We start from the raw sequence: 20,474 nt of genomic DNA, 5'->3' as shown, positions 1-20,474 counted from the left end.
GTAAGATAAGTTGTTAGGATCTGTTTATCTTTCATGGTGAAATAAAGGTCAACAGGCCCTAGCCTATTACTAATAAACTAGGCATGCTAAATTATCAGTTTCGCTTAAACACCATAGCCAAAATAGAACAGGTTTTTATTCCTACCTATCTGTTATTTATATCATTATTGAGAGTGACATCCATTTGAAGGATTCAAATCACAACAAGGGCGCCGATTATTGGACTCAGCGTATTAGTGAGCAAGAGATGCCGGCCTTGTGTTCAACGGTAAAAACCTTAGAAAAATTGGCTAAAGATGATGTTTCCTCTTTGGCCATTTTAGGCCGCAGTGTGATGCATGATAACGCATTAACCTCGCGCATTTTAAAGGTGGCTAATAGCGCTATTTATAATAAAGGCATCTCTCAGGTCACGACCGTGAGTCGGGCGGCTGTCGTGCTCGGTTTCGATACCATTCGTAATATATGTATTACCGCCAAATTACTGAGTAGCTTACTGGAAAGCAAAGGGTTATCAGAACCTGTCTATCAGCGTTTATTACATTTGATGGGAAGGGCATTTCAAGCGGCGATGCTCGCTAAGATGATGCTTAAAGATCATGATGAAGAGTTACAAGAGGAGGTGTTTATTGCTGCACTCCTGTATCACTTGGGCGAGAGTGCCTTTTGGAGTATGGGCGGTGAGGTTACCGAGCAGCTCGATGCGCGTTTATCGGCGACATCAGCAGCAGAGAGTAATAGCGTGGTGCGAGAGCAGTTAGGTACCTCTTTTAAACAACTTTCTTTGGGCATTGCCAAGACCTGGGGCTTAGGTGAAGTACTGGTTAAATCTTTGATTAACCCCGATGAACGCACTCCAGAGATACGTGCTATCTTCCTTGCTAATAAGATCAGCGAACTAATGCAACAGCAGCCACTGGATCTGCCAACGCTCAATCAGCGCATTAAACAGGCCGCCACTATGTTAGGGGTGGAAGGCGACGAGTTTAAAGGGCAGATGATCCGCTGTAGTCATGCCACTCGTAAACTTGCCGATAGTTATGGCGCCAAAGTCTTAATTGATTACCTGCCAAGCACTGAGGCATTGCTCTTGTCTGACGATACAGAGCAGGAGCGCCCAGTACGACAACCTGACATCGATCTACAGTTGAAAAAGCTACGTGAGTTAACCGATTGCGCGATTTCGCGTGCTAATTTCAATGAGGTGATCGGCATTACCTTGGATGGCATCTTAGATGGACTGGGCATGGAAAGGTGCGCAGTGTTATTACTATCACCTAATCGTAAGCGACTGCAACCAAGGTTAGTGGTGGGTGATGATGCAGAGCTGATGAAAAATCGTTTTGTGGTCGAACTCGATAGCAATAAGTCGGTATTTTCTGAAGCTATTGATTTGAAAAAGGCGATGTTTGTCGATGCGCCATTATCGGAAAAGTGGCGTTTCTATCTCGACGCTGAGCTGCTAGAGCATACTTCCGCGGCGGGTTTTATGTTGGCACCATTAGTGATTGATAATAAGGTGATAGGGCTGTTGTACGGCGATCGACATAGCTCGAATCGCACTATATCTGCTGATGAATTTGAGCGTTTTACTCATTTTGGTCAGTTGACCAATGTGTGTTTGTCGGTATCGATAGGACAGTGATGTATTACTGTCCTATCGCGTAGTGTATTATACCAATTGCAGTAATTATTTGATCATTCTTGCTAGTTAAAAATCGCCGATAACCGTGTTGTAAATTTTGTTATTAGAATAACTAGTTACTGCAATTTACGCCTTGTTCTCGACAATTTTTCCTGCGTCCTTTTCTGTTACAAACGGGCTGATCACTAATTTACTTTGATTGGTATTACTTATCTCTAACGGCTTTTATCTGGCTTGTGATTTTTTTAGCCACGTCATTAGGAATGGGGAAACTCAAGTGATATTGGATGATTTTCCAGCCTTTATCTGTGAGTAGTAAGCTACCTGTTCCGCGGCTGATGCCGTATGATTTACTGTCAAGCAATTCATCAAACACGATGACATTGCCGTGTCGTACGGTTTTACGTTCGATTAAGGTGTAATGCCAACCTTTTGTTGGGCGAGCATATTCTTCAAATTGATCCATTTTCCAATATTCGCTGGCATCGGTACCGATGAAAATGGCATTTTCACCATAAAGCGCAAAATAATTATCCCAATCAGCTTGAGCAGCATATAGATGCAAATTATCTAACACTTCATTGGCTCGCTGCTCTTCACTTATAGGCATAACAGACTTAGCGGGTTGCACTGTGAGCGGTGCCGCTTCTGGCTGTGTATCTGACTGAACAGTTTCTTGAGGTTTTAGATCTTGCTGCGATTGATTTTCCGTAATTGCTTCTTGCTGTTGAGGCTCTGTTTTTTGCGGCACAGCTTCTGTTGATGTGATTTGCTGTTGAGAACTGGATTGCGCCTGAGTGGCCACAGTTTGTTGTGTATCAGTGCCGGCATGGCTGCTCGCAGTAAACATCAGTAGTAATAGTAAGCGACTCAGTTTGACGGGCTGAGACTTTTTTAATATTGAAGAATGAACAAACATTGGCGTTCCTATTGAAGTCACATTATGACCAGTTTACTGGATTTTATTTAAAATAGTGATTTATCTTATTGATATATTAAGCAGAGATATCATTTAAGCCAAATGACAGATGCTGATATCACAATTATTGATCCGTAAGGTTTGCTGTTTGCTGAATGAGGTAGGTATAAAAGAAAAAGCTGGCAGCCAAGAGTTAACTATGAAAAAAGTCTGCTGCCAGAAAAGGGTTGGAGAAACGGTTGGACATACGCGTTATTAGCTCTTTACCCAATAGAAAAGCAAAAGTCAGGGAGACGAGATTAGGTGACAAATTATCAAAGCCTGTGAGCTTGGGTTTATCTGACACCTAATCAATTTGCTTGTTAAATAAATATCAACCAGCGAGTCGATGGTTAGTCGACCAGAATAGATCGTTCCTTTTCAAGTCTTTCTGATTCGTCGAGCGAATAATGGTGCTCGATCAGAAATCTGATCAATTTAGACTTAGCCACATCGCAGCCACTGGCTAATTCTGCAAGATGGGCTATTGCCGATTCACTTAAGGTAAATGTCGCCTTACGATAAGGGCTATCACCTCGTGGAAAGACTTTGCGCGGTTGAGACTTTATTGATGGTATTGTGCGATTCAAAATACCGTCAAATCCAGTCTCAAGTGCGATTACTTGTGCCAATTGTCGCGCCTGTTCAGGTTTTCCCGATGCGTAATGGGTGGCATCATCGATAAAATCATCAATGAAGTCATTCAGTGACATTGGGAGCTGTTCACCGGCATTGCTACGCTTAGACTGCGTAGAGTTTTTCTTGAGATCGGCCAGACCCATATTCACCCCTCAGCTGTTTCATCTGTTTTTCGGCAAGTCTGTTACGGATTTCGGTTGCGCTGGCGGCTTGTAACATCTCACAAGCTATGCTGCGGATCTCTTCCGAGGCTTTTCCATTTGGTTGGATTTCCATTACAGAAAGGCCAGACTCTTCGCTGTCATCATAAATGTTGCGACTATAAGTAATCGCGTCTAGTACATTTATATCGTACGTTTTACAGACTTCTTTAGCTTCGATAATGCGATTTGCCTGATTTGGTAGACTCGGACATTGAGTGATAACAAAGGAAGCGCGCATTTTAGGGTTAATCATCATACATGTAGCGACGATATCATCCATATGGCTAACTGTTTTTAGATCACGACGTTTAGGTCTTAGTGGCATTAATACATGCGATGCGACTGACATGGTTGCACGGAGTGCAAGATTATCCTGACCACCACAATCAACCAGAACATAATCATAATGCTGCTCTAGGCTGAGTAGGTCGTTACGAATTTTTCCGTAAAGCTGAACACAGTTGATCCCGGCTAACTCTGGATTGTTATTACGTGCCTGGATCCAGTCTGATGTGGTGCGCTGTGGATCACAGTCAACCATAATGACAGATGCGCCGCATTCAACAGTCAGAAATACAGCGATATTTTGTGCTAGGCAGCTTTTGCCGCTCCCGCCTTTTTCACCGCCAACTAATATGATCATTTTTTGTCCTCTCGACTGTCAGTGATTGCCGATGTCAGTTATGTGATGTGCTGCCGAGATAAAAGCCAATGACATAACAGGTCATTTTAGCTCGATAAAACACCACTGATAGTACAATGTAGTGCTTGGTTAAATTCGGGTCAAGTGTATGAATTTTGACGGATTTTACTTTCGTGGCACTTGTCATTATTTTGACCTTATTGTCATTTTGGCAAAATATTGACACGCAGAGAGTTAGGGTGGGGTTGTGTTAAATTGTTATTAATAATTAATAACATATCGTTAAATTGTCTTCATTTTAAAGGTTGGTATCGCGCTATGCGTTGGGCTTTTTAATAACTTGATTTTAATTGATATAACAATGAGTGCTGTTTTTTATGTTTTTTAGTTAAATTTATTATATTTTGAGAGGTTAGGGATTTGCTAACAATCTGACTGGGTTTAGGTTTTTGTTTGTGTTTCAATAGCGGCATCTAAGTTTTGATGGGAATAGGGTAATGGATCAGGCTTTATTACTCGAGGCGATTAACCAGAAGATGCCTTTTGGAAAATACGCTGGGCGTAAGTTACTGGAACTGCCAGAGCCATATCTGGTTTGGTTTCATAGTAAGGGTTTTCCTGAGGGGAAACTGGGCGAGCAACTAGCACTGATGTATGAAATAAAGCTCAATGGGTTGGAAGGGATGTTAAAGCCGTTATTGGCGGTTAAATAAGTATTCAAGGTTCAATATAGCCGATATAGACTTCGCGTTAGTGGCTGGCTAGGCGAATTAGTTCCTTTGTGGCTAACTTAAGCCTATGGAATGAGAGCTTGATCTAAATCTGTCACATTGCTAGGGATATTCGGTGGATCATTAGAGATTTATTCCCAAGCCCGTGCTTTAATGCTTCAGTAACGTTGAATATATAAGGAATCCCAATGATCGCTAAATTTGTTCGCTTAGTTGCAGTTATCACCCTGACTTTAGGCTTCTCTTCTGCTTGGGCTGCAGGTGTTGTACACGAAGGTAAAGTATTAGAAACCATGAATGCTGGTGGTTATACCTATGTGCAAATTAAAGAACCGAATAAAACGTTTTGGGCTGCGGGTCCTCAAGTTGAAATTGCCAAAGGTGATACCGTGGTTGTTCAAGAACAGATGTGGATGAACGGTTTTACTAGCAAAACCCTTAACCGTACCTTCGACGAGCTTTTGTTTGTGGGTCGTATCGATAAGAAGTGATGCTTCAAACAGGTAGATGATATAAAGTAGCGCTGATAATTACGAACAGCGCTATTTTTTTATTTGCATGATGAAGCCAATATTTAAAATTATTCCCTATGAGTCTGACTATGCGTTGCAAGTCAGTCGACTCTATCACCAAGCGATTCAACACATCGATATTGACTTGTATACCACAGAGCAGAAACTGGCATGGTCACGTGCACCTCGTTCTGTGTATCACTGGAATAAGCGTTTAAGCAAAAGTAAGGCTTGGCTAATGTTAGATACCAGCCGACAACTCGATGGCCGCTTTGTCTGTGTTGGTTTTATCAATGTAGAATCTCATTTCTATCGGCGAGGGTATATCGATAGTCTTTACGTGTTACCGGAATATCAAGGTAACAAAGTGGCCACTCTATTATGTCAGCAAGTACAAATATGGGCGCAACAGGCTGGATTACCACGTTTGTTTGTTGATGCTTCTAAGCTGTCTAAAGACCTGTTTTTATCTCAAGGTTTTAAATTGCAACATAATCGCTATCAAGAGAAGTGTGGCCAAGTGTTTCATATGTTCTATTTATCCAAGGATTTTTAAGCCACTTAGTCCTTAACGCTACAGATGACTGGTATATTCCAGTTGTGGCGTTAATAAGCCGTTAAGTCCTTGTTCTCGAGACATATAACGAATAAAAGCTTGAGGCAAGGTGAGTGACTCAATTGCCATCTGCCAATCGGCTTTAAGTAAAGCCTGATATCCCTCTTTACCCGATGCGGTATAAGCTGAAGAAACCCCATGATAAAATTCTTCGGCAACAATGGCTTGCCATAGCTCGCTTTCGCCCACAACGCGCATGACTTCCAGTTTTATGATTCGCATTCCTTGCGGTTTGCGGCCGTCATAGCAATAACGTAATCCGTAGGTATAGGGGAAACTCCCGGCTCCGGTGCCTGTAATGCTGTTATTCGTGGCGGAATTGATCGCCGACTCTAACGCCTGATATAGGTATTTACCTTGAATACGGTATTTCACCAAGGGCAAGGCAAAGGGCAATAAACGCCCAAGCACATCAGCCATTGTGACCGGGCCTTTATTTAGCGATTGTCTTACTCCGCCGGCATTGTGCAGCGCAAAATCTATCTGTGGCTCTATCTGATTGGTTTCGTGATAAATACTTTTACAGACCCAAGGAGCAATCTCGCTGCCATGTGGTAGCGCTTTACTGGGTAAGCGAGTGTGGATTAAGTTTTTCGGAATAAAGCCCAATACTTGATGTTCAAGGGCCGTAATAGCGGGGTGATAACAGTGTTTAATCACCTCGGCTAATTGCTCATCGTGTTCATCTGACAAGATAAAAGGATGCTCGGTCAGCTGTTGCAATAAGGCCTGATAATCGTCGCGACTGATCTTCTGTTCTGATTCTAGTAACAGGTGCTTATCTAACATAAAGTAGTTGCCACCCTGAAGCTCTGTGACCTTGCCATGGGCATCAAACTCGATATCAGATAGGCCTATGGTTTCGGCGTATTTTCCTGCATGCAGAATGGGGGTGTGATTGACTTGCTCACCATAGGGCAGGGCACTTAAACCTAACTGACTAAAATCCCCTTGTAAGGTATGTGAATGACCACCAACAATAAGGCTGATGCCATCGACTTCGCGGGCGAGTTGTCTGTCCATCTCGATACCAAGATGGCTGAGCAGCAGAATATGTTTAATCCCTTGTTGATGGAGCCAAGCAACGGTATTGGTCGTCGTAGCGATGGCGTTTGCAAATTCAGTATCTTCGTCGGGACGGGCTATCTGTTTCATCTGATCTAAGGTGATACCGACGATGGCAATCTGCTTATCGCCTAACGGCTTTAGCAGCACTTTGGCACGTTGATTCTGATTGTCATAATCGAGCAATCTAGGGTGGCCGAAAAGCGGTTCGGCTTTAGTTTGATCTTCACCACTTAGATCCATATTGCCAGCAAGTAATGGGAAGTTAATTCGGTCTAAGAAGTTTTTTACCGGCTCGTTACCCGCATCAATTTCATGATTTCCCAATACCATGGCATCGGGGTGCATACGGTTGAGCAAGTCAGCGTTGGCAACCCCTTTAAACTCGTTGAAATATAAGGTGCCTTGAAAACTGTCACCGCCATGAAGAAACAGGAAGTCCTGATTGGCCGCTTGGGCTTGAACGCGAGCTTGATTAACTCGATAACCGATGCGCGCGCAGCCACCACTATGGCTATACACCTCATATTGCTTACTGTTGTGAGTCAGCAGAAATTGCACTCGCGTTGGGTCTAAGTGCGAGTGAGTGTCATTGATATGGGCAAGTTTAAGTGTATAGCGTGTTGTCATGTAGGCCTCTTCAGTGGGCCGAGCAGTATAGCTTAGTGGGACTAGTTGAGAAAGGGTCGCATTAACGTAAGTGTCAGTCGCAGACTTAATTAACTATTGCTAAATGGGTCTGCGACTGGTGGTGTGACTACTTTTTATTGAGGATCATTTCGGGCTTATCGTCGCCAATATGATCGTTACTCTCGTCATCAAATGTGTCATCTTCATTGCTTTGAGCTTCGAAAGCCCCTTCATCGGAGATACGAATGCCTTTGTCTGTCATACGGCGGCGCCATAGACGTCGAGCTAGTTGACGCATATCGGTCACTGGGTCATTGCTGTCGACGATTTCCAGCCCTAAAAGGGATTCAATAATGTCTTCAAGCGTCACAATACCTTGGTTGCTACCATATTCATCGACCACCATGGCGATTTTGGTATTGCGCTTAATCATCAACTGAAACAGCGGCAAGATTTTGGCCGTTTCAGGCACAATAACCAAGTTGCGTTTCAGGGCTGAAATCGGTGCTTCAGGGGTTTTACGCTCCGACAGTAATACCGCATTACGATTGGTGTATCCAATGATGTTATCTGGATCTTCCTCGAAGATAGGGATACGAGTGAATGGACACTTTTGATGTTGCTCGGCAAAGTCTTTTTGTGTCATATCGCTGTTGAGGCTGAACATCACGGTTCTTGGCGTCATAATGGCGGTGACGGGCATCTCTTTGACGGATAACATCTGAGTCAAAATATTCAGCTCTTGCTCGTCTAGCTCTCCCGACTCATGACCTATTCTTGCCATGGCGCTCATCTCTTGTCGAATATATTGGCCATCATCGCTTTTACCTAATAATTGAGTGACTTTTTGCGACATCCAAATCAGCGGTTTGACGATACGTTCCAGCCATATAAGAGCTAATGAGACGCTGGGTGCGAGTTGACGCCAATAGTTAGCACCGATGGTTTTTGGGATGATCTCAGAGAAAAACAAAATCAGGAAGGTCAGTACCCCAGAAAATACCCCTAACATATCGTCACCAAATACCCGTGCAGCCTGTGCACCAGCGACGGCGGCACCTACTGTGTGTGCTATGGTATTAAGAGTGAGGATAGCCACCAGAGGAGATTCGACATTCTCTTTTTGAAGGTTTAATCGCTGAGCCGCAGCCGGATGATGCTCTTTTAAATTAGCGATATAACTTGGGGTGACAGATAAAAGTACAGCTTCGAATACGCTACAGAGGAAGGAAATTCCAATAGCAATAACAATAATAACAATAAGGGTTATCATGGATTAAGTAAAATAACTCCGAGTAACGGCCAACATTAGCCTTGGGTAATTCTACCATAGACTATTTCACCGCTGGCTAAAATTTGTAGGTATCTGTATAATTCGCCGCCCTGTGGCAGGATTTGGTGTTGAGGTTAGTCGAAATGAGTGAGAAGAAAATCAATTTATTGGATCTTGATCGTAAAGGATTAAGAGCGCTATTTTCCGAGATGGGTGAAAAGCCATTTCGTGCCGATCAATTGATGAAATGGATCTATCATTTTGGCGTAAGTGACTTCGAGCAGATGACTAATATCAATAAGGTATTGCGCGGCAAGCTATCCGAGCGCTGTGAAATCATCGCACCAGAGATCTCGAATTATCAAAAATCCAGTGACGGTACGATTAAATTTGCCATCAACGTGGGTAATGGCCAAGAAGTCGAAACGGTTTATATTCCTGAAGATGATCGCGCCACCTTATGTGTCTCTTCTCAAGTGGGGTGTGCACTGGAATGTACTTTCTGTTCAACCGCCCAACAAGGTTTTAACCGTAACTTGACCGTCTCTGAAATTGTTGGTCAGATCTGGCGCGTATCGCACTTCTTAGGCTTTCAAAAAGAAACCGGCGATCGTCCTATTTCTAACGTGGTGATGATGGGCATGGGTGAGCCACTGCTTAACCTTAAAAACGTGATCCCAGCTATCGACATTATGCTTGATGATTTTGGTTTTAGTTTATCTAAACGCCGCGTGACGGTTTCTACATCGGGTGTGGTGCCCGCATTAGATAAGTTAGGTGACCATCTAGATGTGGCATTGGCGGTCAGTATTCATGCACCCAATGATGAGCTACGTGATGTGTTGGTACCGGTAAATAAAAAGTATCCGCTACAAGAGTTTTTAGCGGGTATTCGTCGTTATTTGGCTAAGTCTAATGCCAATCGAGGTCGTGTTACTCTTGAATACGTAATGCTAGATCATATCAATGACAGTACAGACCAAGCACATGAATTAGCTAAGTTAATGAAGGATACACCTTGTAAGGTTAACTTGATCCCATTTAACCCGTATCCAGGTTCGCCATACGGACGTTCATCTAATTCAAGAATCGATCGTTTCTCAAAAGTACTTATGGAATATGGCTTAACTGTCATTGTGCGTAAGACTCGTGGTGATGATATTGACGCAGCTTGTGGTCAGCTTGCTGGGGATATTAGAGACCGTACTAAACGTTTAGCGAAAAAACGCATGCAAGAAAGTCAGATTTCAGTCACAATGGACTAACTTATTGTATCTGCAGATAGATAGGCTTGCTAATGATGCTCCAAAAGCCAAAAATTTCGATATTGATTCTTTTGACATCTATCATGGTGTCGGGCTGCGTAACTGAGCGCACCTATAGCGGTACCGATGTCCCTATCACGGAGCGCGAATTCGATAATGTGGCTGCCGCTCGTCAACGAGTACAGTTAGGTTTAACATACCTGCAAAAAGGCAACAGTGAACAGGCCAAGTATAATTTGGACAAAGCACTGGAATATGCACCGAAATTAGAAGCCGTACATATTGGTTTAGCCTATTACTATCAGTCTGTTGGTGAATTAGAACTCACCGAACAATCCTACCGTAATGCAATTAACAGCAGTGATGCCACCGGCGATTCGATGAATAACTTCGGGGTGTTTTTGTGTCAGCAGAAAAAATATGAACAATCTGAAGAGATGTTCCTTCGCGCGGTCAAAATGCCCAAATATACCCGTTCGGCATCCAGCTATGAAAACTTGGGGATCTGCTCGCGTGAATCAGGCGATCTGACCAAGGCACAACACTACTTTAAGATGGCCCTCAATTATGATGCTCGCCGCGCTGTTTCCTTATTGGAACTGGCTGAAATTGAACTGGAGCTAGGTAACTATACCGAGGCGAAAAATGGCTTAGCGCGTTTTCATCGCGTTGTGCCTGAATCGGCAGCGAGTCTGGGGCTAGGAATTAAAATTGAGCAAGGCTTAAACAATTCGGAAGCAGTGAAGAAGTTTGGTATATTGTTATTAGCTAAATTTCCTACTTCCAATGAAGCCAAGCAATATCGAGCAAGTATGCACTAATGACAGATAAACAAATCGATATGCTCACGGATGAGATCGAAAATTCAAAGGAAGCAGTCCCTAAATTGGGTGAGCTGCTTAAACAGGCACGTGAAGCGAAAGGCCTAAGCATTGATAATGTCGCCAAACAGCTTCATTTACGCCCGACGATTGTCAGAGACATCGAGTCAGATGATTTTTCTAATATTGCCTCGGCTACCTATGTTAAAGGCTATGTGAAAAATTACGCCCGTATTGTCGAAGCCGATAAACAAGCAATTGAAGCGGCACTAGCACAGTATTTTCCTGTGATTAACGCGCCCTCAATGCAGAGCTTTTCTCGTAAAACCACCCGCGAAGCGAAAGAAGGCCGCCTGATGATGGTGACCTACTTTATCTTTTTCATCTTGTTAGTGTTATTAGTGGTGTGGTGGGTACAAAAATCAGAGATGATGACGGGTGTCGATATGTCTAAGTTGACCGCCGAAGAGGTGGCACAAATTGGACTCGATGACAGACAAAATACCCCTGTTTATGTTGAAGCTCCTCAAACTCAAGTTGATGGCACCAGTGAGGCTCAAACTGGTGTTGAACCGATAGCGGCTAGTGGTGAGAATCCAGTTGATGGCCCTGTTGATTCTGAAGTTAATTCAACAGTGGCTAATAGCAGTACCGCTGAAGCAGATACGGCTACATTAACTGTAACTTCAGCCGAGCAGTCTAAGCTCAGAATGGAGCTTGTTGATGACTGTTGGATCAAAATTACTGACTCACAAGGTAAAACCTTAGTGAATGGATTAAAGGTGGGCGGAAGTGCACTGAATGTCTTTGGTCAGGAGCCGTTTGAGGTTATATTAGGCGCTCCACAGTCGCTTAAATTAAGCATTAATGGCGAAGATGTTGATTTGGAAAAATACCCTGAGGGTAGAGTGGCCAGATTAACCGTGACTAGTTCTGCCAACCTTTGAAGTAGAAGAGTAAATTAAGATGTACAACGAGTCTCCTATCATTAGACGCCCATCGACACGTATTTATGTGGGCGATGTTCCAATCGGTGATGGTGCCCCGATTGCTGTGCAGTCGATGACCAATACTCGCACTACTGATGTCGAAGCTACCGTGGCTCAAATTCGCGCCTTAGAGAAAGTTGGCGCCGATCTGGTTCGAGTTTCTGTACCGACTATGGATGCCGCCGAAGCCTTCAAGCTGATTAAACAGCAAACCAATATTCCGCTCATTGCCGACATTCATTTTGATTACCGTATTGCCCTTAAAGTGGCTGAATATGGTGTCGACTGTTTGCGTATTAATCCTGGTAATATTGGTAACGAAGAGCGTATTCGCAACGTTGTTGAGTGTGCTCGTGACAAAAATATTCCCATCCGCATTGGGGTTAATGGTGGTTCATTAGAGAAAGATCTGATGGACAAATATAAAGAGCCAACGCCAGAGGCCTTGCTTGAATCTGCTATGCGCCATGTGGATATTCTCGACCGTCTTAACTTCGACCAGTTCAAGGTCAGTGTTAAAGCTTCAGACGTATTCCTTGCGGTTGAATCTTATCGCTTATTGGCGAAACAGATAAAACAGCCGTTGCATCTGGGGATTACTGAGGCTGGTGGTGCGCGTGCAGGCTCAGTGAAATCAGCCGTGGGTTTAGGCATGTTATTGGCTGAAGGCATTGGCGACACGCTACGTATCTCCCTTGCTGCCGATCCAGTTGAAGAGATTAAAGTCGGTTTTGATATCTTAAAGTCGCTTCGCATTCGCTCTCGCGGGATTAATTTCATTGCCTGCCCATCATGCTCACGCCAAGAATTCGACGTGATTGCAACGGTCAATGAACTTGAACAGCGTCTTGAAGATGTGGTGACACCAATGGACGTGTCGATTATCGGCTGTGTGGTCAATGGCCCTGGTGAAGCTTTAGTGTCTGATATTGGCCTAACTGGTGGTAATCGCAAGAGCGGTTACTATGCTGATGGTGTACGCCAGAAAGAGCGTTTTGATAATGATAAAATTGTCGATCAGCTTGAGGCGAGGATCCGTGCTAAGGTTGCGACCATGAATGCACGTATTCCGACGACTGATGTCGATGAGTAATCGAAATAACAGTTTTAGTTAGCAAAGCAACTTAGCCATATTGCCTAGGTTGTGGCATAGGTCACTGGCGCTGGTCGCCAGTTTTGCGTTTATTGATGTTGCGCCTATAATGCGAGGCGCTTTTTTATTTTACGGACAAGTTAACAGTGGCAAAACAGATCCAAGCGATACGCGGAATGAACGACATTCTGCCTACACAAAGTCCTTTATGGCAAAAACTGGAAGCGGTTTTACGTGATACCGTGGCCGCCTATGGATACAGCGAAATTAGAACGCCCATTGTTGAAAGTACCGATCTTTTCAAGCGTTCAATAGGTGAAGTGACCGACATCGTTGAGAAAGAGATGTACACCTTTGCCGACCGTAATGGTGATTTCCTGACGCTTCGCCCTGAAGGCACGGCTTCGACCGTGCGTGCTGGTAATGAACATGGTCTGTTGTATAACCAAGAGCAACGCTTATGGTATATGGGCCCTATGTTCCGTCACGAACGTCCACAGAAAGGTCGTTACCGTCAATTTAATCAATTTGGTGTTGAAGTATATGGTATCGGCAGTGCCGATGTTGACGCCGAAGTGTTGATGATGTCTGCGCGTTTATGGCAAAAACTGGGGATCAGCGAGCATGTGACGCTGGAACTCAATACCTTAGGCGATTCTGCCGAACGTGCCATCTATCGTGATGCTTTGATTGCCTTCCTAGAGCAATTTAAAGAGCAGCTCGATGAGGATAGTCAGCGCCGTATGTACACTAATCCACTGCGAGTATTAGATACTAAAAACCCTGAGGTGCAGGCGTTATTAGCTGATGCGCCAGAGTTAATGGACTATCTTGGCGAAGAGACAAAAGCGCATTTTTCACATTTATGTGAACTACTTGACGCCGTTGGTATCAAATACAAAATTAATCCGCGTCTCGTTCGTGGTTTAGATTACTATAATCGCACTGTTTTTGAGTGGGTTACAGAGAGTTTAGGCGCACAGGGCACGGTTTTAGCTGGTGGTCGTTACGACGGGCTTGTGGGACAACTTGGCGGTAAAGATACACCCGCCGTTGGTTTTGCCATGGGGTTAGAGCGTATCGTGTTGATGCTGGAAACTTTAGAGTTAACCGATGATGTTCGTGGTCCTGTCGATGTATATGTGACAGCCATGGGTGATAACTGTCGAGTTGAGGCGATTAAGGTCGCTCAACAATTGCGAGAAATTACTGGTCTTAAAGTGATGAGTCATTGTGGTGGCGGTAACTTTAAGAAGCAGATGAAGCGTGCCGATAAGAGCGGTGCACAAATTGCTATTTTGATCGGCGAGAATGAACTTGCTAATGGTCAAGTAGCTGTAAAATATCTGCGTGAAGATAAAGAACAAAAACTCGTTGCGCGGGATTCGTTAGCAACCTACATTGCAGAGCTGATTTAAAGGGGAAGTAAACGTGGAAATTTATAGCACAGAAGAACAACAAGTCGATGCTATCAAACAGTTCTGGAAAGACTATGGACAATCGATTGTCATTGGTGCCGTTGTTGGTTTAGGCGGCCTTTATAGCTGGAACTATTATTCAGATTATCAGGTGGCGCAGTCCGAAGCGGCATCTGAAACTTTTCAAGCAGTAAGCAGTTCAGTTAAAGCGGATGCATCTATGCTGGCTGCTGCTGAAAGCTTTGCCAAAGACCACAGTGGTCAAAAAGGTTACCAAGCACTACTTGAGCTTATTGTTGCCAAAGCCGCTGTTGAAGCGGGTGATCTGGCTAAAGCAGAGCAATCGTTAAAGCAGGTTGTGGCCGATAAAGCCGACGACGGTTTAGTGGCCGTTGCCACTCTTCGTCTCGCGCGCGTACAAGCTGAGCAAGGTCAAATTGCGACAGCATTAGCAACCCTAGAACAAGTTTCTGCGCCAGCATTTGCTGTGCAGCGTGATGAGTTAAAAGGTGATTTTCTCGTTCGCCAAGGTGATGCCGATAAAGCCAAGAGTGCTTATCAAGCCGCGATCGATAACGGTGGTGTAACAACGAGCCCAGCGCTTCAGATGAAGCTTGATAACCTGAACAAGGCATAAGGAACTGCCCATGAAGTCTTGGTGCAAAACAGTTGTTGCGTGCGGACTGAGCTTGAGCTTGTTATCTGCTTGTTCATCGAGTGATACAGAAGAGCCAGTTAGCCCATTGCCGAATATTGAGGCAAGTGTCTTTCCTGAAGTGAGTTGGAGTGCCAATGTCGGTAGTGGGATTGGTGACTTCTACTCTAAGCTTCGCCCCGCAGTGCGTTACGGCAAATTGTATGTGGTCGACCGTTATGGTGAGATCATTGCATTTGACGAAGAAACCGGCGAGAAAGTATGGGATCTCGATATCAGCGAGTCATTTCGCGAAAGCTTTCTCACTAAAAACAACGGTGCCCGCCTTTCAGCTGGGATTACAGCGGCCAGAGACAAAGTCTTTGTTGGTGGTGAAAGCGGATTTTTAACCGCGCTAAACGCTGAGACTGGCGAGCCTGTGTGGGATGTGATTGCCGGCGGTGAACTGTTATCGGCTCCGACCGTTGGTGAAGATGTGGTTGTGGTCAGTACAGGTTCAGGCACCTTAGAAGCATTTAATGTCGATGACGGTACTAAGCTGTGGACTTATGAGAGTAAGTTGCCCACTTTAACCTTGCGCGGTACGGGCTCAGCTTCATACGAAGCGGGTGGATTCTTCGTTGGCACCGCTGATGGTAAAGTTGCCGTTGTTATTAAAAACAATGGCCAAGCGGCGTGGGAACAACCTATCTATACCCCTAAAGGTGGTAACGAGTTTACTCGTATGGCTGACGTGGATATGAAGCCACTGCTAATGGGTGAGAACCTGTACGCCGTAAGTTATAACGGTAACTTGGTATCCATGGAGCTGCGTACTGGACGTATCGTCTGGAGCCGTAAATACTCGAGTACTAACGATCTCGCTTCTTCAGGCCTAAATTTGTTTTTAGTCGATGATCATGGTCGTATCTATGCCGTTGATAGACGTAATGGTTTAGAAGTCTGGTCTAATAGCGAGCTAACTAATCGTGAATTGACAGCACCTGCGGTTTTCAAAGATTACATTGTAGTGGGCGATTTCGAAGGCTATCTGCACTTTATTAATCGCGCCGATGGTAAAATAGTTGGCCGTGTCGAAGTGGATAGTTCAGGTTTATTTAGCCAGCCGTTAGTAATTAATGATAAAATCTATGTACAAAGCCGTAATGGCGAGGTTTCTAGAATAACGCTTCCATAAGGCGAACTTGATAGTTTATTAAGGCCCCCGGACGTTAGCTCTGGGGGCTTTTTATTTAAGATTTTCAAAAAGATTTGTAATTAGAGGCAAGAAAATGATTCCAGTTGTGGCCCTCGTTGGCCGACCGAACGTAGGTAAGTCGACCTTATTCAATCGTCTTACGCGCACCAGAGATGCCTTGGTAGCAGACTACCCAGGATTGACTCGGGATCGTAAGTACGGCCGCGCTCACCTTTCTGGTTACGAGTTTATCGTGGTTGATACCGGCGGTATTGATGGTACCGAAGAGGGTATCGAAACCCGCATGGCAGAACAGTCATTAGCCGCTATTGAAGAAGCGGACGTGGTGTTATTTTTGACTGATGCTCGCGCCGGTTTAACCGCCGCAGATGAAGCGATTGCCGAACATCTACGTCGCCGAGAAAAGACCACATTCGTTGTTGCCAATAAGGTTGATGGCATTGATGCCGATTCGGCTTGTGCTGAGTTTTGGGCATTGGGTTTAGGTGAAGTTTACCAGATGGCGGCTTCACAAGGCCGCGGCGTAACCAATATGATTGAGTACGCACTGACACCTTATGCCGAAGCCATGGGGCTGACTCGTGATGAGGATGCTGTCGAGCCTGAGGAGGATCGGGAGTACACCGAAGAGGAAGCGGAAGCAGAGCAGAAGCGTCTGCAAGATCTGCCAATCAAACTGGCTATTATTGGTAAGCCAAACGTCGGTAAATCTACCCTGACTAACCGTATTTTAGGTGAAGAACGTGTGGTGGTTTACGATGAGCCGGGGACCACTAGAGACAGTATCTATATTCCTCTTGAGCGTGATGGCCAGGAATATGTGATTATCGATACCGCAGGGGTTCGTCGTCGTAGTAAAGTGCACGAAACTGTCGAAAAGTTTTCGGTAATTAAGACCCTAAAAGCGGTTGAAGATGCCAACGTGGTGTTATTGATTGTCGATGCCCGTGAAGGGATTGCAGAACAAGATCTAGGCTTGTTAGGTTTCGCGCTAAATGCCGGTCGTGCATTGGTGATTGCGGTAAACAAGTGGGATGGTATCGACCAAGAGATCAAAGAGAGAGTGAAGAGCGAGCTAGACAGACGCCTTGGCTTTATCGATTTTGCCCGTATTCACTTTATTTCTGCGCTACATGGCACAGGTGTAGGGCACCTGTTCGAGTCGGTACAGGAAGCTTATGAAAGTGCAACACGCCGCGTAAGTACTTCAATGTTAACTCGTATCATGCAAATGGCACAGGATGACCATCAGCCACCGCTGGTAAACGGTCGTCGCGTTAAGCTTAAATATGCTCACGCGGGTGGTTACAATCCGCCAATCGTTGTGGTGCATGGTAACCAGGTTAAGAAGCTGCCAGATTCTTATAAACGCTTCATGATGAATTACTATCGTCGCTCACTGAAAGTGATGGGGACGCCGATTCAAGTGCGTTTCCAAGAAGGCGGCAACCCATTCGAGGGGATGAACAGCAAGAAGCTTACAGTGAGTCAAGAGCGTCGCCGCAAGCGTATGATGAGTCATATTAAAGATAAGAAGAAATAGGCTGTTCGGCTGCGTTGAGATTTCTGTTTTATCCTAAAAGGTCAGCTTGCACGCTGGCCTTTTTGTTTTTTAGCAGATGATATTCCTTCTGTGTTTAATACCAATCGCAGTAATTATCTGATCATTCTTGCTAGTTAAAATCGCCGATAAACGTGTGGTAAATTTTATTATTAGAATAACTAACCTGAACTCTGGATAAGCAGAGCCGCTGAATAGGCATCTTTGCGTGCCTCTTTGCGTTGCTCTGCCTAACCATAGCTGGCTATGATGTACGACAGAGCGCCTTGATATGCCCAAAAATCTGCGCATTCAGTCAGGAAATAGACTTTTCTTTTTTAACTAATCCTTTATAACATTGAATTAGCTGGTTAAATTTAGATTTTTCGACACTCGTTATCCCGAGTTCAGGTTAACTAGTTACTGCAATTTACGCTTTGTTCTCGACAATTTTTCCTGCGCCCTTTTCTGTTGCAAACGGGCTGCTCACTAATTTACTTTGATTGGTATAACATTTGACTCTTAGTTGTCATATTTTAATTAGGCAGATAATGATTGAACAGATCTCAAGATTACTGGTTCTATTGGCGGCAATTTATTTGATTGCTTTAGCCGTCGTGACGCTTTTTAAGCCTAGTTATAGTCGTCGTTTTCTTAATGGGTTTGCTTCAACAGCAATGCTTCATTATATCGAGCTAGGCATACGCTTAATTGTTGGCGCCGCGCTGATATTTACAGCTCCTGAGATGCGTTTTACGTTGGTGTTTCAATCTTTTGCTTGGGTGATTATCATCACCAGCTTGATTTTACTTCTGTTACCTTGGCGCTGGCACAATAAGTTTGCTAAGCGGGTGCTGCCGCCTTTGACCAAACGAGTTTGGCTATTTGGGTTACTGTCGTTACCGCTGGGTTTATTTATGCTGTATGGACTGTTAAATCAATGGTGGTGAGTTAAATGATGATAAGTTAATTGCTGAGTTAAGCTAAGTCATACGAGAATACATAAAGCTTACCCTTTGCGGTATTCATCAGTGGGTAAGTTTTTATTATTGAACATAGAGATAAGCCTAGGCCTAAAAGGGTAACAACAGTGATCACAGAAGCCCTAGCCAAACTAAATTCAGGGGTTAAGTTTAGTTAAGAAAACAATGGTTTTTTGTCGTAATCCAGTGATTTTGATAGCTACAATGCCGTGAAGCGTTAAATCACCTTAGATTCAATTTCTCCATTAAGTAATTTGGTCTTAATTAGATCGCCGCTGCCGACATCATCATGGTTGCTGACTACTTTGCCGTTAGCATCTAATGTAATGCTATAACCCCGGCTTAACGTTGCCAGTGGGCTAACGGTATCGAGTTGATGTGCTGCGTGGGTTAATGCGGTTTTGGCATCATTGAGTTGGCTTTGCATCGCTTTATTGAGCTTTTGAGTTAAGAAGCTCAGGCGACTCTGTTCCAGTTTAAGACGATTACTTGGAGACTGCTGAGCCAACCTATGATGAAGTTGTTGGTTTTGGCTATTTAACTTGGCGAGCTTGGCGTTGATTAACGCGCTTAGGCGTAGCTGCATCTCATCGAAACGCTGCTCGTATTGTTGTAGCTGACGCTTAGGATCTTGGCGCTGTAGTCTGTGTTCAAGCTGACTAAAACCTTGTCGCTGTTTTAAATGATAATGTTGCCAGCCCTGTTTTAGGCGAGTCATCGCCATCTTGAGTTTGTCGGCTTTGCTCAATGCATCTTGGGATAGCAATTCGGCTGCGGCAGAGGGGGTGGGCGCGCGCAAGTCGGCAACATAATCGCTGATGGTGGTATCAACTTCATGGCCGACAGCAGAGACCACAGGGATACCGCTGTTATAGATGGTATGTGCGAGCGCTTCGCTATTAAAACACCAAAGATCCTCTAAAGAGCCGCCTCCGCGAGTTACCAGCAGTACATCGACTTCATGGCGGTCGTTGGCTTGCATGATGGCATGACAGATAGCCCTGTCGGCATGCTCGCCTTGTACTGGCGCAGGATAGATAATCACTTCAATTGATGGGTCGCGGCGCTGTAATACATGCAAGATATCGCGAATGGCAGCACCTGTGGGGGAGGTAATAATGCCGATACGCTGAATATTACTGGGTAAGGGCCTCTTAGTGTCGGCGGCAAATAAGCCTTCACTGGCTAATTTCGCTTTTAGGGCCTCATACTGCTGTGCCAAAAGACCATCACCGGCAGGTAGCATTGAGTCTATGATTAATTGATAATCACCACGGGGCTCATATACGCTGATAGCGCCTCTGACTAATACCTGTTGACCGTTAATGGGTTTGAAGCTAACACTGCGATTTTTACCTTTAAACATGGCGCAGCGGATCTGGGCATAATGGTCTTTTAAAGTGAGATACCAGTGGCCTGAGCTGGGTGCCGAAAAATTAGAAATCTCGGCTTCGAGCCATAATTTTCCTAATTCACCTTCGAGAAGTTGTCTGACTTCGCCATTGAGTCGAGACACGGTATAAACATTATTTTTTGGCATTTTCATAGAAATTTTACTTCTAAGGTGACTTTTTTACTATTTTCCATTTACCAAGGT

At 44.5% G+C, this 20,474-nt stretch carries 19 protein-coding genes; 13 read left to right on the top strand and 6 right to left on the bottom strand.

Annotated features, from left to right (window positions below; all coding sequences use genetic code 11):
- Nucleotides 1-184 precede the first annotated feature (184 nt).
- Nucleotides 185-1,645: an HDOD domain-containing protein gene (locus tag L1D21_RS09700; RefSeq protein ID WP_239845054.1), complete on the top strand. Its 1,461-nt coding sequence runs from the start codon at nucleotides 185-187 to the stop codon at nucleotides 1,643-1,645.
- A 205-nt stretch (nucleotides 1,646-1,850) separates the two neighbouring features.
- On the opposite strand, the gene L1D21_RS09695 is transcribed toward L1D21_RS09700, so the two are convergent.
- The 3 genes from L1D21_RS09695 to L1D21_RS09685 form a co-directional block, all read right to left on the bottom strand.
- The gene (locus tag L1D21_RS09695; protein WP_239845053.1) at nucleotides 1,851-2,564 is read right to left on the bottom strand and encodes a nuclear transport factor 2 family protein; all 714 of its coding nucleotides are present in this window, start codon (nucleotides 2,562-2,564) and stop codon (nucleotides 1,851-1,853) included.
- A gap of 392 nt (nucleotides 2,565-2,956) precedes the next feature.
- Complete coding sequence (locus tag L1D21_RS09690; RefSeq protein ID WP_239845052.1) at nucleotides 2,957-3,385, bottom strand: CopG family transcriptional regulator; 429 nt, start codon at nucleotides 3,383-3,385, stop codon at nucleotides 2,957-2,959.
- Complete coding sequence (locus L1D21_RS09685) at nucleotides 3,345-4,088, bottom strand: AAA family ATPase (protein WP_239845051.1); 744 nt, start codon at nucleotides 4,086-4,088, stop codon at nucleotides 3,345-3,347. The genes L1D21_RS09690 and L1D21_RS09685 overlap by 41 nt, the downstream gene beginning before the upstream one ends.
- Nucleotides 4,089-4,585: 497 nt before the next feature.
- Here L1D21_RS09685 and L1D21_RS09680 point away from each other — a divergent pair, with 497 nt between their 5' ends.
- From L1D21_RS09680 to L1D21_RS09670, 3 genes are all read left to right on the top strand, one after another.
- Nucleotides 4,586-4,801, top strand: coding sequence for a DUF3820 family protein (locus L1D21_RS09680; RefSeq protein ID WP_239845050.1), 216 nt, complete (start codon nucleotides 4,586-4,588; stop codon nucleotides 4,799-4,801).
- A 206-nt stretch (nucleotides 4,802-5,007) separates the two neighbouring features.
- On the top strand, nucleotides 5,008-5,310 hold the full coding sequence (locus tag L1D21_RS09675; protein ID WP_239845049.1) for an NrfJ: 303 nt from the start codon (nucleotides 5,008-5,010) through the stop codon (nucleotides 5,308-5,310).
- Nucleotides 5,311-5,377: 67 nt separating this feature from the next.
- On the top strand, nucleotides 5,378-5,887 hold the full coding sequence (locus L1D21_RS09670) for a GNAT family N-acetyltransferase (protein ID WP_239845048.1): 510 nt from the start codon (nucleotides 5,378-5,380) through the stop codon (nucleotides 5,885-5,887).
- 18 nt (nucleotides 5,888-5,905) lie between these two features.
- On the opposite strand, the gene L1D21_RS09665 is transcribed toward L1D21_RS09670, so the two are convergent.
- Both L1D21_RS09665 and L1D21_RS09660 read right to left on the bottom strand, forming a co-directional pair.
- On the bottom strand, nucleotides 5,906-7,642 hold the full coding sequence (locus L1D21_RS09665; protein WP_239845047.1) for a bifunctional UDP-sugar hydrolase/5'-nucleotidase: 1,737 nt from the start codon (nucleotides 7,640-7,642) through the stop codon (nucleotides 5,906-5,908).
- 127 nt (nucleotides 7,643-7,769) lie between these two features.
- The gene (locus tag L1D21_RS09660) at nucleotides 7,770-8,915 is read right to left on the bottom strand and encodes a CNNM domain-containing protein (protein ID WP_239845046.1); all 1,146 of its coding nucleotides are present in this window, start codon (nucleotides 8,913-8,915) and stop codon (nucleotides 7,770-7,772) included.
- Nucleotides 8,916-9,058: 143 nt separating this feature from the next.
- On the opposite strand from L1D21_RS09660, the gene L1D21_RS09655 reads away from it, so the two are divergent.
- The 9 genes from L1D21_RS09655 to L1D21_RS09615 all read left to right on the top strand — a co-directional run bounded on the left by L1D21_RS09655 (nucleotide 9,059) and on the right by L1D21_RS09615 (nucleotide 18,844).
- Nucleotides 9,059-10,180 (top strand): bifunctional tRNA (adenosine(37)-C2)-methyltransferase TrmG/ribosomal RNA large subunit methyltransferase RlmN, encoded by a 1,122-nt coding sequence (locus tag L1D21_RS09655; RefSeq protein ID WP_239845045.1) that lies wholly within the window; start codon nucleotides 9,059-9,061, stop codon nucleotides 10,178-10,180.
- A 32-nt stretch (nucleotides 10,181-10,212) separates the two neighbouring features.
- Nucleotides 10,213-11,001 (top strand): type IV pilus biogenesis/stability protein PilW, encoded by a 789-nt coding sequence (gene pilW / locus L1D21_RS09650; RefSeq protein ID WP_239845044.1) that lies wholly within the window; start codon nucleotides 10,213-10,215, stop codon nucleotides 10,999-11,001.
- Nucleotides 11,001-11,948, top strand: coding sequence for a RodZ domain-containing protein (locus L1D21_RS09645; protein WP_239845043.1), 948 nt, complete (start codon nucleotides 11,001-11,003; stop codon nucleotides 11,946-11,948). The genes pilW and L1D21_RS09645 overlap by 1 nt, the downstream gene beginning before the upstream one ends.
- 19 nt (nucleotides 11,949-11,967) lie before the next feature.
- Nucleotides 11,968-13,083: a flavodoxin-dependent (E)-4-hydroxy-3-methylbut-2-enyl-diphosphate synthase gene (gene ispG / locus L1D21_RS09640; RefSeq protein ID WP_239845042.1), complete on the top strand. Its 1,116-nt coding sequence runs from the start codon at nucleotides 11,968-11,970 to the stop codon at nucleotides 13,081-13,083.
- A 146-nt stretch (nucleotides 13,084-13,229) separates the two neighbouring features.
- Nucleotides 13,230-14,501, top strand: coding sequence for a histidine--tRNA ligase (hisS, locus tag L1D21_RS09635; RefSeq protein WP_239845041.1), 1,272 nt, complete (start codon nucleotides 13,230-13,232; stop codon nucleotides 14,499-14,501).
- 13 nt (nucleotides 14,502-14,514) lie between these two features.
- The gene (locus L1D21_RS09630) at nucleotides 14,515-15,138 is read left to right on the top strand and encodes a tetratricopeptide repeat protein (RefSeq protein ID WP_239845040.1); all 624 of its coding nucleotides are present in this window, start codon (nucleotides 14,515-14,517) and stop codon (nucleotides 15,136-15,138) included.
- Nucleotides 15,139-15,148: 10 nt separating this feature from the next.
- Complete coding sequence (gene bamB, locus L1D21_RS09625; RefSeq protein WP_239845039.1) at nucleotides 15,149-16,333, top strand: outer membrane protein assembly factor BamB; 1,185 nt, start codon at nucleotides 15,149-15,151, stop codon at nucleotides 16,331-16,333.
- Between the two features lie 94 nt (nucleotides 16,334-16,427).
- Nucleotides 16,428-17,897, top strand: coding sequence for a ribosome biogenesis GTPase Der (gene der, locus L1D21_RS09620; protein ID WP_239845038.1), 1,470 nt, complete (start codon nucleotides 16,428-16,430; stop codon nucleotides 17,895-17,897).
- Between the two features lie 548 nt (nucleotides 17,898-18,445).
- Nucleotides 18,446-18,844 carry a hypothetical protein gene (locus L1D21_RS09615; RefSeq protein WP_239845037.1) on the top strand — a complete coding sequence of 133 codons (399 nt, stop codon included), beginning with the start codon at nucleotides 18,446-18,448 and terminating at the stop codon, nucleotides 18,842-18,844.
- A gap of 250 nt (nucleotides 18,845-19,094) precedes the next feature.
- On the opposite strand, the gene xseA is transcribed toward L1D21_RS09615, so the two are convergent.
- Complete coding sequence (gene xseA / locus L1D21_RS09610) at nucleotides 19,095-20,423, bottom strand: exodeoxyribonuclease VII large subunit (RefSeq protein ID WP_239845036.1); 1,329 nt, start codon at nucleotides 20,421-20,423, stop codon at nucleotides 19,095-19,097.
- Nucleotides 20,424-20,474 lie beyond the last annotated feature (51 nt).

The sequence above is a fragment of the Shewanella sp. Isolate11 genome, from assembly GCF_022398315.1.
GTDB lineage: Bacteria > Pseudomonadota > Gammaproteobacteria > Enterobacterales > Shewanellaceae > Shewanella.
Note: the sequence above shows the minus strand (reverse complement) of the source record. Positions and strands in the feature narration are given on the sequence as shown.

Bases quoted from the DNA above. Each gene is read 5' to 3' on its own strand.
- L1D21_RS09695 (WP_239845053.1), bottom strand. From the start codon at position 2,564: ATGTTTGTTCATTCTTCAATATTAAAAAAGTCTCAGCCCGTCAAACTG.
- L1D21_RS09690 (WP_239845052.1), bottom strand. From the start codon at position 3,385: ATGGGTCTGGCCGATCTCAAGAAAAACTCTACGCAGTCTAAGCGTAGC.
- L1D21_RS09685 (WP_239845051.1), bottom strand. From the start codon at position 4,088: ATGATCATATTAGTTGGCGGTGAAAAAGGCGGGAGCGGCAAAAGCTGC.
- L1D21_RS09680 (WP_239845050.1), top strand. From the start codon at position 4,586: ATGGATCAGGCTTTATTACTCGAGGCGATTAACCAGAAGATGCCTTTT.
- L1D21_RS09675 (WP_239845049.1), top strand. From the start codon at position 5,008: ATGATCGCTAAATTTGTTCGCTTAGTTGCAGTTATCACCCTGACTTTA.
- L1D21_RS09670 (WP_239845048.1), top strand. From the start codon at position 5,378: ATGATGAAGCCAATATTTAAAATTATTCCCTATGAGTCTGACTATGCG.
- L1D21_RS09665 (WP_239845047.1), bottom strand. From the start codon at position 7,642: ATGACAACACGCTATACACTTAAACTTGCCCATATCAATGACACTCAC.
- L1D21_RS09660 (WP_239845046.1), bottom strand. From the start codon at position 8,915: ATGATAACCCTTATTGTTATTATTGTTATTGCTATTGGAATTTCCTTC.
- L1D21_RS09655 (WP_239845045.1), top strand. From the start codon at position 9,059: ATGAGTGAGAAGAAAATCAATTTATTGGATCTTGATCGTAAAGGATTA.
- pilW (WP_239845044.1), top strand. From the start codon at position 10,213: ATGATGCTCCAAAAGCCAAAAATTTCGATATTGATTCTTTTGACATCT.
- L1D21_RS09645 (WP_239845043.1), top strand. From the start codon at position 11,001: ATGACAGATAAACAAATCGATATGCTCACGGATGAGATCGAAAATTCA.
- ispG (WP_239845042.1), top strand. From the start codon at position 11,968: ATGTACAACGAGTCTCCTATCATTAGACGCCCATCGACACGTATTTAT.
- bamB (WP_239845039.1), top strand. From the start codon at position 15,149: ATGAAGTCTTGGTGCAAAACAGTTGTTGCGTGCGGACTGAGCTTGAGC.
- der (WP_239845038.1), top strand. From the start codon at position 16,428: ATGATTCCAGTTGTGGCCCTCGTTGGCCGACCGAACGTAGGTAAGTCG.
- L1D21_RS09615 (WP_239845037.1), top strand. From the start codon at position 18,446: ATGATTGAACAGATCTCAAGATTACTGGTTCTATTGGCGGCAATTTAT.
- xseA (WP_239845036.1), bottom strand. From the start codon at position 20,423: ATGAAAATGCCAAAAAATAATGTTTATACCGTGTCTCGACTCAATGGC.